This is a genomic window from Nonomuraea cypriaca (assembly GCF_015645445.1).
Lineage (GTDB): Bacteria > Actinomycetota > Actinomycetes > Streptosporangiales > Streptosporangiaceae > Nonomuraea > Nonomuraea cypriaca.
The window spans coordinates 1-11,000 of the sequence record NZ_JADOGI010000300.1 but is presented as its reverse complement, the minus strand read 5'-3'; the positions used below and the strand labels follow the sequence as shown (position 1 = coordinate 11,000).

The window sequence follows — 11,000 nt, the reverse complement described above, 5'->3', positions numbered from 1 at the left end:
GCCCGCCGTCCAGACGCGCTCCCCGGCCCTGGCGCCGCCCCGCGGCCCCGCCACCGCCCAGCCCCGACCCGCCGCCCCGCCCACCCCCCCCGGCGCCCCCCCCGTCGCCGGCTCACCACCGGCCGGTCCACCCCAGGCCGGTTCACCGCACGGCGGGCCGCAGCCGGGCATGTCCCACGCCGCCCCTCAGCCTGGAGCGCCCGGTGGACCGCACCAACCCGGCATGCCCCCGTACGGCCCCGGCACGTCCCAACCCTTCCAGGCGGGCCCCCAGAGCGGTCACGCCGGCCTCGGCGGCCAGGCGGGCCCCCAGGGCGGCCACGGCGGTCCTGGAGGCCACAGTGGCCCCAACGCCCCGGGTACTACGCACGGCGCCCCTGGCGGTTACGGCGCCGCAGGCCCGCTCGGCGGCCCTGGCGGATACGGCGCAGCGGGCGGCCCCGGCGGGTATGCCGCGGCGGGTGCCGCCGGCGGGCATGGCGTCGCCGGCGGAGCGGGCGCCCCAGGCGGGCACAGCCCCGGCGGGCATGGTGTCAGTGGGCATGGTGCCGGCGGGCATGGCGTCGCGGGTGGGAACGGCGGGCCCAACGGACCCGGGCGGCCGGGTGGACCGGCGGGCTCGGGGCCGAGCGGACCGGGTGAGGGAGTGCCCGCCAAGCAGCGCCGTACCCTGACGCTGGCGCTGTCCGGAGCGGCCGCCGCGGCGCTCCTCGTGGTCGTCGGCGCCGTCGTGGTGCAGGCGAACAGCAAGGACGTCCCGGTCGTGAACGTGGACAACACCTCCACCACCGACGCCAACGGCGACGGCGCGGGCGCCGGCCAGCCGCCGGTCCAGGCCACCCAGGCGCCGGTGATCCCGACGGACACCGAGCCGGTCCCGACCCTGGACATCGAGGAGCCCAAGAAGACCAGGAAGCCGCGGCGGACCAAGGAGGCCGTCCCCGAGGTCCCGCCGCCGGTGACCTACGCGCCGCAGCCGAGGCGGACCTCGTCCCCCGCCCCGACCAGGAAGAAGAAGAAGACCCTGGTCGAGCCGGACGCGGAGCCGACGAGCAAGCCGACCTCGGGTCCCACGTCGACCATCCCCGCGGCCCAGAAGGCGGCCGGGCCGCCCAAGCCGAACCCGCACAAGGCGACCACGGTCTGCGGCGCCGGCTACAAGGTGATCGAGTCCCACGCGCTGGGCAACAGCGCCACGATCCACCTGCTCTACAACGCCGGCGCGGGGAAGAACTGCGTGGTCACCCTGTCCCGCTACGTGCATCCCGGCAAGGTCGCCATGAACGCGATCCTCCAGGTCAAGGGCGGCTCCAGCGCGAGCAACCCGGGCAGGTTCACCGTCTACGCGGGCCCGGTCCGCCTGCCGGCCAAGCAGAAGTGCGTGATCTGGGGCGGCTCCTTCGGCTCGCAGAGCTGGAAGTCCGGCTGGAGTCACTGCAGCTGACCTCGCGGGAAGCGAGCACCGCCCTCGACCCGGCCCCGGTGCCACTCGAGCGACCGCCGCCCCCTGCCGGGTAGCGTGCTGCGGGTCGAGGCGGGCGCCGTACCGGCGATCATTCATTGAGGGGGACCCATGACGAGCCTGGTGCACGGGGAGCTGGCGGACGGCATCGCGACCATCACGCTGGACTCCCCGCCCAACCGCAACGCGCTGTCCACGCGACTCCTCGCCGACCTCGCGGACCGGCTCGCCTGGGCGCTGGCCGAGCCGGCGGCCAGGGTGATCGTGCTGACCGCCACGGGGACGGTGTTCAGCTCAGGCGCCGACCTTAAGGAGCAGCGGGCGGCGGGCGCGCCGATCACGGGAGCGCTGCCGGAGATCATGTCGCTGCTCTGGGAGAGCCCGAAGCCGGCCATCTGCCGGCTCAACGGCACCGCGCGGGCCGGGGGTCTGGGGCTGGTGGCCTCCTGCGACTTCGCGATCGCGCCGGTGACGGCGTCGTTCGCGTTCACGGAGGTACGGCTCGGGGTCGTGCCCGCCATGGTCTCGGTGCCGGTGCTCAGGCGGCTCGATCCCCGGGCGGCGGCCGAGTACTTCATGACCGGCGAGGTGTTCGACGCCGCCAGGGCGGCGGAGATCGGGCTGCTGTCCAGGGCCGTTCCCGGGGAGGAGCTGGACGCGACGGTCGCGCACTACGCCGAGATGCTGGTCGAGGGCGCTCCGGAGGCGCTGGCGATCACCAAGCGGCTGGTCAGGGACGTACCCACGGTGTCGTTCTCGGAGGGGCTGCGGCGGATGACCGAGCTGTCCGCGGAGCGGTTCACCTCGGAGGAGGGACAGGAGGGGATCGCGGCGTTCTGGGAGAAGAGGCCGCCGGCGTGGGCCCGGAAACCCCCGCTGCCCTGACGGAAAACGCGTTGAGTCCAGGGCCGGCGATCGAGAAGGATGCCTCCATGAGCATCCGCCGCCTCACGCCCGACGACCTGGACGACTGCGCCCGCCTGGCCAAGGACCGTGGCTGGTTGCCCGAGCAGGAGAAGTGGCGCCTGTTGTTCGAGGTCGGGGAGCCGTACGGCATCGACGCCCCCGACGGCGACGGCCTGGCCGCCACGAACATCCTCACCCGCTACGGCGACGACCACGCCGTGATCAGCATGGTCCTCACGGCCTCCAGATACGCCCGTCAGGGCCTCGGCCGCCGGCTCATGGAGCATGTGCTGGAGGCGGCCGGAGAGCGCGTCGTCTCCCTCTACGCCACCGAGAACGGCCGCCCACTCTACGAGCGGCTCGGCTTCCGCGTCGTCGGCCTGGCGGCCAAGCACACGGGCGTCTTCACGGGCGAGCCCTCGGGAATGACCAGGCTCGCCACGGAGGCCGATCTCGGCTGGATCCTGGACCTGGACGCGGAGGTGTTCGGCACGGACAGGTCGGCGCTGCTGCGGCGGATGTTCACCTTCGGCGAGCAGGTACGCGTCGCCGAAGGCGGATTCGGCCACCGCTGGCGCAACGACGACAACACCGTGATCGGCCCGGTGGTGGCCGCGGACGAGGCGACGGCTCGCGCCCTGATCGCCGACCTGGCGCTGGGCGCGGGCGGCGAGGTGCGCATGGACTTCGACCTGGATCGCGAAAGCATGATCGGGTGGGCGGCCGGGCACGGCGTCGGCGACCCGTGGCAGGTCTCGCGCATGGTGCGGGGCGGCGACCTGCCCGGCAACAGGGCCGGCCAGTTCCTGCCGTTCATGCAGGCGCTGGGTTGACCGGCTCGGCGGCGCTCTCATAGGGTCTGTTTTCTAGAATATCGTTCTGTCGAAGGGCGGTACATGACCTCCACCCACATCGACGTCAGCGCCATCGACTTCGACGCGCTCGGCTCGTGGATGGACGACCAGGGGCTGCCCGGCGGCCCGATCACGGACCCGGCGGCGGTCCTGGGCGGCACCCAGAACGTCATGGTCCGCTTCGAACGCGGCGGGCGCGCGTACATTCTGCGCAGGCCGCCCATCCACACCCGCAGCAAGAGCAACGAGGTGCTGCGCCGGGAGGCGCGGCTGCTGGCGGCGCTGCGCGGCACGGCGGTGCCCGCGCCCCGGCTGGTGGCCGCGCAGACGGCGCGGGAGCCGGTGTTCTACCTGATGGAGCCGGTGGACGGGTTCAACCCCTCGACCGGGCTGCCCGAGCCGCACGCCTCCGACGCGGCGATCAGGCATCGGATGGGGCTGGAGGCCGCCGTCGCGCTGGCCGAGCTCGGGCGGGTCGATCCGGGCGTGCTGCCGGGGTTCGGCCGCCCGGAGGGGTTCCTGGAGCGGCAGGTGCCGCGCTGGCTCAAGGAGCTCGACTCGTACGGGGACCTCGACGGCTATCCGGGGCCGGACATCCCCGGTCTGCACGAGACGGCCGGCTGGCTCACCCGCCACCTCCCCCGATCCTTCACCCCGGGGATCATGCACGGCGACTACCACTTCGCCAACCTGATGTTCGCCTGCGACGGCCCCCGCGTGGCCGCGATCGTGGACTGGGAGATGTGCACGATCGGCGACCCCCTGCTCGACCTGGGCTGGCTGCTGGCCACCTGGCCATCGAACAACGGCCACGTGCCGGGGCTGCCGCCCCCTCGGGAGCTCGTCGCGTACTACGCGGCGCTCTCCGATCGCGACCTGTCCGCCATCGACTGGTACGCCGTCATGGCCTGCTTCAAGCTCGGCATCGTGCTGGAGGGCAGCCACGCGCGGGCGTTCGCCGGCAAGGCGCCCAAGGAGATCGGGGACCTGCTGCACGCGACGACTCTGGGGTTGTTCGCGCGGGCACGGGAGTTCATGGACGGCGTTCTCAGCTGAGTCACAATTTCCGGAAAAACGATCACTTGTTCTCCCCCGAGTCGTACAATTGCGCGCAATTGCATTTCATATTCGGGGAAGGATCGTCATGCGAATGCGGTTCCTCGGCTCCACCTCGGAGGCAGGCGCCTGTCCCACCCTGTACGAAACCGACCGCGGCACCATAGTCGTCCAGGGTCTGCAACTCACCGACGCGGAGGCGCTCGCGGACCTGCGCGACGTCCTCGACGGGGAGACCGCGGTCGAGGTGCCCCGCGAACTCATCACCGAAATCGCCCGCCGGGTGCTCCCCCACGGCGCTGAAACCGCTTTCCCCACCAGCGAAGGGACACCCTCCGCAACCGCTTAATCACAATCGTGCTCGGGGCTGGCATGATCGGCCCACCGGGGCTAGCCTCTTGCCGCGTGACGTCGTTTCAGCAGGCGCGCATAGACCTCGGCAGCCAGTTACGCCAGCTGCGCGAGGCAGCCCATCTGTCCGGCAAAGACCTGGCCGAGCGGTTGCGCTGGCAGCCGTCCAAGGTCTCCCGGCTGGAAAACGCCCGGCAGACGGCCACCGAGGACGACGTGGTCGTGTGGGCGCAGGCGGTGAACGCCTCGCCCGACACGACCGACGAGCTGATCAGGCAGGCCATCGCGTTGCTCGAACGGCACGACGACTGGAAACAGCGCCACCGCAGCGGCCTGGCCGCGATCCAGGAGGACGTCCGCGACCTCGAGGCGCGCACGAAGCTGTTCAGGACGTTCGAGCCGGGCATCATCGCGGGCCTGCTGCAGACCTCGGAATACGCCCGGCACGTGTTCCGCAAGGTCAAGCGCCTCTACAGCGCGGCCGACCAGATCGACGCCGCGGTGCGGGTGCGCATGCAGCGCCAGGAGATCCTCTACGACCGGACGCGGACGTTCAGGTTCGTGGTCACGGAGGGGGCGCTGCGCACCTGCCTGGCCCCGGCCGAGGTGATGCGCGGGCAACTCGACCGGCTCCTCGCGGTCAGCACGCTGCCCAACGTGGAGTTCGGGGTGGTCCCGTTCACCACGGAGCTGCCGTCCAGCCCCATCAACGGCTTCTGGATCTACAACGAGGCCATGGTCGCCGTGGCCACCATGACGAAGGACCTGATCCTGCGCGACCCCGATGACATCGCCTTCTACGTGCGGGCCTTCGACGACTACGCGAAGGTGGCGGAGTTCGACGAAGCGGGGCGGGACGTCATCATCAGGCTTCTTCACGATTACCGCAAACAAAACCCACATTAACCGCAGCAATTGCTTGCGACCCACCGCAAGATCGTGCAATTCTGTCGCGAGACGTTGCGGAGGTGACGCATGATGCTTGATACGGCGCTCTGCCTCGAGCGGTTCGCCTGGCACGCGGGCCGGCACGCCGACCTGTCGGTCCAGAGTCTCGCCTTGTCCAGCGACCCGGCGTACGTGTCGGTTCGCAACCGCTTCTCGGCCACCCTCGCGGAGACCGTCACCTGCTCCGACGAGGGCGCGTTCGTGACCTCGTGGGGTTACCGCCTCGGCACCGCCGACGACGTCGAGTCCGCCGCCGCCCGCCTCGCCTTCCTCCTCGCGGCCCTACCGGCCTGACCCGCCCCCGCCTTCCTTCTCACAGCCCTCCCGCCTGCACCTTGCCGGGCGAGCTGTGCGCGGCAACCTGCCCCGGGCGATGACGGGCTGCTGTTCTTGCAGGCCGTATGAGCGGTCATCGGGTGGTCTTCCGCTCCGGGTTGAAGACCCACACGCGCAACAGCAGGAAGCGTACGAGCGTGGCCGCCGCGTTCGCGATGACGACCGCGATCAGCTCCACGCCGTACGAGACCCTGTCGGGCAGCAGGAACAGGCTCCCGGACGTGAGCGTCAGCCCGACGAGGAACGCGATCAGCGCCTCCAGCTGATGCCGCATCGCCCCGGCGGAGCCGGTCACCCCGAACGTGAAGCGGCGGTTCACGGCGGTGTTGGCCACGGCCGTGACCAGCAGCGCGACCGCGTTGGCCGCCAGCGGCGAGAGGATCTCGCGGAGCGATGAGAACAGCACGAGGTACGCCAGCGTGCTCCCGGTCCCCACGATCGCGAACCTGGGCAGTTGCCTGGCCATCCCCTTCGGCAGTTCGGCTCGTTCGACGCGGGCGGGCATGGGGATGCGGGCCGCGCCGGACAGCGTCTCGCGGGCCACCCTGGCCAGGCCGCGCAGGTCGTCCATGGCGGTACGCAGGATGTCCACCCGGCTGTCGGGATCGTCCACCCAGTCCACGGGCACCTCGTGGATGCGCAGCCCGTGCCGCTCGGCGAGCAGCAGCAACTCGGTGTCGAAGAACCACTGCTCGTCCTCGACGCCGGGGAGGAGGGCGTGGGCGATCTCCGTACGCACGGCCTTGAAACCGCACTGCGCGTCCGAGAACCCGGCGCCCATCACGGAGCGGAGCAGCAGGTTGTACGAGCGGGAGATGAGCTCCCGCTTCGGTCCACGCTCCACCCGGGAGGCCCTGGCCAGGCGGGTGCCGATGGCCAGGTCGCTGTGGCCCGACAGCAGCGGCGCCACCAGCGGCAGGAACGCGTCCAGATCGGTCGACAGGTCCACGTCCATGTAGCTGACGACGTCGGCCTCGCTCCGCGACCAGACGTGGCGCAGCGCCCGGCCCCGGCCCTTCTCGTCGAGGTGCAGCGCCCGAACGTGCGGCAGTTCGCCGGCCAGTTCGGTGGCGATCCGCCAGGTGTCGTCGGTGCTGGCGTTGTCGGCGATCGTGATGCGGAAGCCGTAAGGGAAGGTGCCTGCGAGGTAGGCGTGCAGCCGGGTGGTGCTCGCGCGGAGCGCCCGTTGCTCGTTGTGAACCGGGACGACCACCTCGACCAGGCGGGTTCTTAATGCTGCTGTCTCCATGCGGCCCAGCTCATGTTCGGGGGTCTTCACCGTTCGGTATTCAACGGGACTCATCCGATTGTGAGTGACGGATGAGACTTCCCGGTAGATCCAGAGTCGCGATCGCTCCGCCACCGGGCGCGTTCGCCAGCTTTACCTGCCCTCCGGCCTCCGCGACGGCCTGGGCCACGATCGCCAGCCCGAGCCCGGATCCGGGCAGGCCGCGCGCGGACGGCGAGCGCCAGAACCGCTCGAAGACGTGCGGCAGCTCCTCCTCAGGAAGTCCGGGGCCGTGGTCGCGCACGGTCAGCCTGCCGTTGTGCAACGACACCTCGACCTGGTTGCCGGGGCTGAACTTGGCGGCGTTGTCGATGAGGTTGAGCACGGCACGTTCCAGCGAGGCGGCGTTGCCCACGACGTACCAGGGCTTGAGGTCGGTGGCGACCTCCGCACCGCGCAACCTGGCCCGCTCCACGGCGGCCGTGACCACCTCGTGCAGGCCCAGCTCGACGTGCGGCTCGTGGTCGGTGTCGCCCCTGGCAAGCTGGAGCAGGTCGGCCACGAGCGTCGTCAGCTCGGCGAACTGGGCCTTCACGTTGATCAGCAGCCGCTCCTTGGCGTCCGGGTCGAGGCTGCGGCCGGTCTGCTCGCTGCGCAGCAGCAGGTCGATGTTGGTGCGCAGGGTGGTGAGCGGGGTGCGCAGCTCGTGTCCGGCGTCGGCGACGAGTTGCTGCTGGCGCTCGCGGGAGCCGGCCAGGGCTGCCGTCATGGCGTTGAACGAGGAGGACAGGCGGGCGATCTCGTCGTTGCCCTGGACCGGGATGCGGGTGTGGAGGTCCTCGGTGCGCGCGATGTGCTCGACCGCCCCGGTGAGCCGGCCCACCGGGCGCAACGCCGCGCGTGAGATCGTCAGCCCGGCCCAGCCGGCGCCCAGCACGCCCAGCGCGGCCACCGCGCACAGCGCCAGCGCGGTGTTCCGCAGTGTGCGCTGGACGTGGTAGAGCGGCCTGCCCTCCAGGACCGCCACGCCGGGACCGAAGTTCGTCGTCACCACGCGAACCGACCTGCCCTCGCGCGTCACGCCGTCGCGGCGGATCTCCGCATCGTGCTGGTCCACCGCAGCCCGGTCCTCCGGCGTCGGCAGGATGGGCGAGCCGAACGCGCACGTGGTGCCGTCGGCGTACAGGAGCGTCACCACATCGTACTTGTCCGAGGTGCCATCAGGGGAGCATGCGTTGCGCAGGTAGTCCTGGTTTTTCTGTTCCTCGGGTTCCAGGATGGTCAGGTCGAGCTGTTCGACCACCTGGTTCTGGACGATGAGCCAGGACAACCCGGCGCACGCCGCGATGGCCAGCGCGACGGCCGCCGTGACCAGGAGCGTCAGCCGGGAACGCAGACTCCCTCGTCTCATGGGGCCGCCCGCAGGACATAACCCACCCCGCGCACCGTGTGGATCACCCGCGGCTCTCCCCCTGCCTCGGTCTTGCGCCGGAGGTACATCACGTAGACGTCGAGCGAGTTGGACGTCGGCTCGAAGTCGAACCCCCACACCTCGCTCAGGATCTGGTCCCTGGTCAGGACCTGGCGCGGGTGGGCGAGGAACAGCTCCATCAGCAGGTATTCGGTCCTCGTCAGGTCGAGCAGGCGCTCGCCCCGCGTGACCTCCCTGGTGGCCGGGTCCATGCGCAGGTCGGCGTACGACAGCGTCGCGCCCTCGGGGGCGGCGTCCGCGCTGTTCAGGGCGCCGCGCCGGAGCAGCGCCCGCACCCTGGCCAGCAGCTCGTCCAGCTCGAACGGCTTGACCAGGTAGTCGTCGGCGCCGGCGTCGAGCCCCGACACCCGGTCGCCGACCGCGTCACGGGCCGTGAGCATGAGGACGGGGATGTGGTTGCCGGACGCCCGCAGCCTGCGGCACGCGGTCAGCCCGTCGAGGCGCGGCATCATGATGTCGAGCAGCACCGCGTCATAGGGGCTCGCCGACAGCTCCTCCAGGGCGGCGTGCCCGTCGTTGGCGGTGACGACCGCGTAGCCCTCGAACTCCAGGCTCGACTGCAGTGCCTCGCGCAATGCGGGCTCGTCGTCCACCACCAGCAATCGTGCGGGCTCGCTCATGCTACAAAGTTAGGGCGTCATCATGAAAACACCATGAACGCGTTCATCCTCATATCGTGATGCTCACCACGTTACGGGCGCGGTGGTGCGGCTCCGGTTCATGCCAGGAGCGCCATCGCCGCGTTGTGCCCGGCGATCCCGCTGACGCCGCCGCCCCTGCGGGCGCCCGCGCCGCACATCAGGATCCGCTCGTGCTCAGTCTCCGCGCCCCACCCGCCTTCTTCCGCGTACGGCCAGCTCAGATCGGTGTGGAAGATGTGGCCGCCGGGCAGTCCCGCGTCCCGTTCCAGGTCGACGGGCGACTTGACCTCCACGCACGGGGTGCCGTCGTGGGCCTTGAGCAGGCAGTCCTCGATGGGCTCCGCGAGCACTCGGTTGATGGAGGCGAAGGTGGCTCGGAGCGCCTCCTTCCTCGCCTTTTCCGGATTTTCCCGGAAAAGGCGGGCGGGCATGTGGAGGCCGAACAGCGTCATCGTCTCGGCCCTGCCCCTGAGGTCAGGCCCGAGGATCGACGGGTCGGTCAGCGAGTGGCAGTAGACCTCGGCCGGCGGCAGTTCCGGGATCTGCCCGCGGGCCGCCTGCGCGTACGCGGCGGCGAGCTGGTCACGTGTCTCGTTGATGTGGAACGTCCCGCTGAAGGCGGCCTTGGGATCCACGGACGCGTCCTTGAGCCTGGGCAGCCTGGCGAGCACCATGTTGACCTTCAGCTGCGCGCCCTCCGGCACCGCCCCGGGCCTGTCGAGCACCCGGTCGAGCACCGCGGGCGGCAGGTTGACCAGCACGTGCCCGCCGTTCACCGTGTGCTCGCCGTCCCCGGCCACGAACGTGACCTCTCCTGACGGCGAGATCCCGACGATCTCCGCCCCGGTCCTGATCTCGGCGCCCGCGCGCCTGGCCGCCGCCTCGAGTGCCCCGGACACCGCGCCCATGCCGCCCACCGGCACGTTCCACTCGCCGGTGCCGTCGCCGATCACGTGGTAGAGGAAGCACCGGTTGGCCGTCAGGTCGGTCGCAGGGTCGGCGAACGTGCCGATGAGCGCGTCAGTGAGCACGACGCCGCGTACCGTGTCGTCGCCGAACCGCTCGTCCACGGTCTCGCCGATCGGCCGCTCGAACAGGTCACGCCACGCCTGCGCGCCGACGATCCGCTCGATCTCGGCGGGGGTGCGCAGGGGTTCGAGCAGGGTGGGGGCCAGGGCCCGCGCCACGCGCGCGGTCATGCCGTAGAAGTCCTGCCACGCCTTGTGGTCGGCGTCGCCGCCCGTCACATGCCGGAACGACTCCGCCGTGCGCCCCGCGTCCTCGTTGTCGACGAGCAGCCCGGTCTCGTGCTTGGGGGTGTACGAGGCGTAGCGGCGGCGACGCAGCTCCAGCTCCAGGCCGAGGTCCCGGACGATCCGGGACGGCAGGAGGCTCACCAGGTAGGAGTAGCGCGACAGGCGTACGTCGACGCCTGGAAAGGGCCGCGCGGAGATGGCCAGGCCGCCCACGTGGTCGTACCGCTCGAGTACGAGCACCCGGCGCCCGGCCTGCGCCAGGTACGCGGCCGCGACCAGCCCATTGTGTCCACCACCGGCCACAACCACGTCATATGAGCCCACACCCGCACCCTAAGCCCCAAACCACACCATCCGTCAACGCTCAACCGACCGCCGTCCTGGGCCACGGGCAGACGAGGGGCGAGGTCGGGTCAGGGACGGATGAGGGGCGGGGCGGTCAGGAGCGGACGAGGGCTGGGGGTCAGGGG

Annotated in this window: 12 protein-coding genes; 7 read left to right on the top strand and 5 right to left on the bottom strand. The window is 71.0% G+C overall.

Annotated features, from left to right (window positions below):
• Positions 1-142 precede the first annotated feature (142 nt).
• Complete coding sequence (locus ITP53_RS49660) at positions 143-544, bottom strand: hypothetical protein (protein WP_195902466.1); 402 nt, start codon at positions 542-544, stop codon at positions 143-145.
• Between the two features lie 102 nt (positions 545-646).
• Between ITP53_RS49660 and ITP53_RS56620 the strand changes: the two genes are divergently transcribed.
• The 7 genes from ITP53_RS56620 to ITP53_RS49625 all read left to right on the top strand — a co-directional run bounded on the left by ITP53_RS56620 (position 647) and on the right by ITP53_RS49625 (position 5,871).
• The gene (locus ITP53_RS56620; protein WP_207757545.1) at positions 647-1,444 is read left to right on the top strand and encodes a hypothetical protein; all 798 of its coding nucleotides are present in this window, start codon (positions 647-649) and stop codon (positions 1,442-1,444) included.
• Between the two features lie 129 nt (positions 1,445-1,573).
• Complete coding sequence (locus tag ITP53_RS49650; protein ID WP_195902465.1) at positions 1,574-2,347, top strand: enoyl-CoA hydratase-related protein; 774 nt, start codon at positions 1,574-1,576, stop codon at positions 2,345-2,347.
• A 47-nt stretch (positions 2,348-2,394) separates the two neighbouring features.
• Positions 2,395-3,201 (top strand): GNAT family N-acetyltransferase, encoded by an 807-nt coding sequence (locus ITP53_RS49645; protein WP_195902464.1) that lies wholly within the window; start codon positions 2,395-2,397, stop codon positions 3,199-3,201.
• A gap of 63 nt (positions 3,202-3,264) precedes the next feature.
• On the top strand, positions 3,265-4,278 hold the full coding sequence (locus ITP53_RS49640) for a phosphotransferase family protein (RefSeq protein ID WP_195902463.1): 1,014 nt from the start codon (positions 3,265-3,267) through the stop codon (positions 4,276-4,278).
• Between the two features lie 88 nt (positions 4,279-4,366).
• On the top strand, positions 4,367-4,627 hold the full coding sequence (locus tag ITP53_RS49635) for a hypothetical protein (RefSeq protein WP_195902462.1): 261 nt from the start codon (positions 4,367-4,369) through the stop codon (positions 4,625-4,627).
• 56 nt (positions 4,628-4,683) lie between these two features.
• Positions 4,684-5,535, top strand: coding sequence for a helix-turn-helix domain-containing protein (locus ITP53_RS49630; RefSeq protein ID WP_195902461.1), 852 nt, complete (start codon positions 4,684-4,686; stop codon positions 5,533-5,535).
• Positions 5,536-5,604: 69 nt separating this feature from the next.
• Positions 5,605-5,871: a hypothetical protein gene (locus ITP53_RS49625; RefSeq protein ID WP_195902460.1), complete on the top strand. Its 267-nt coding sequence runs from the start codon at positions 5,605-5,607 to the stop codon at positions 5,869-5,871.
• A gap of 115 nt (positions 5,872-5,986) precedes the next feature.
• On the opposite strand, the gene ITP53_RS49620 is transcribed toward ITP53_RS49625, so the two are convergent.
• The 4 genes from ITP53_RS49620 to ITP53_RS49605 all read right to left on the bottom strand — a co-directional run bounded on the left by ITP53_RS49620 (position 5,987) and on the right by ITP53_RS49605 (position 10,854).
• On the bottom strand, positions 5,987-7,162 hold the full coding sequence (locus tag ITP53_RS49620) for a bifunctional glycosyltransferase family 2/GtrA family protein (RefSeq protein WP_195902467.1): 1,176 nt from the start codon (positions 7,160-7,162) through the stop codon (positions 5,987-5,989).
• Positions 7,163-7,202: 40 nt separating this feature from the next.
• On the bottom strand, positions 7,203-8,552 hold the full coding sequence (locus ITP53_RS49615; protein WP_195902459.1) for a HAMP domain-containing sensor histidine kinase: 1,350 nt from the start codon (positions 8,550-8,552) through the stop codon (positions 7,203-7,205).
• Complete coding sequence (locus tag ITP53_RS49610; protein WP_195902458.1) at positions 8,549-9,253, bottom strand: response regulator transcription factor; 705 nt, start codon at positions 9,251-9,253, stop codon at positions 8,549-8,551. The genes ITP53_RS49615 and ITP53_RS49610 overlap by 4 nt, the downstream gene beginning before the upstream one ends.
• Positions 9,254-9,351: 98 nt before the next feature.
• Positions 9,352-10,854, bottom strand: coding sequence for a phytoene desaturase family protein (locus tag ITP53_RS49605; protein ID WP_195902457.1), 1,503 nt, complete (start codon positions 10,852-10,854; stop codon positions 9,352-9,354).
• Positions 10,855-11,000 lie beyond the last annotated feature (146 nt).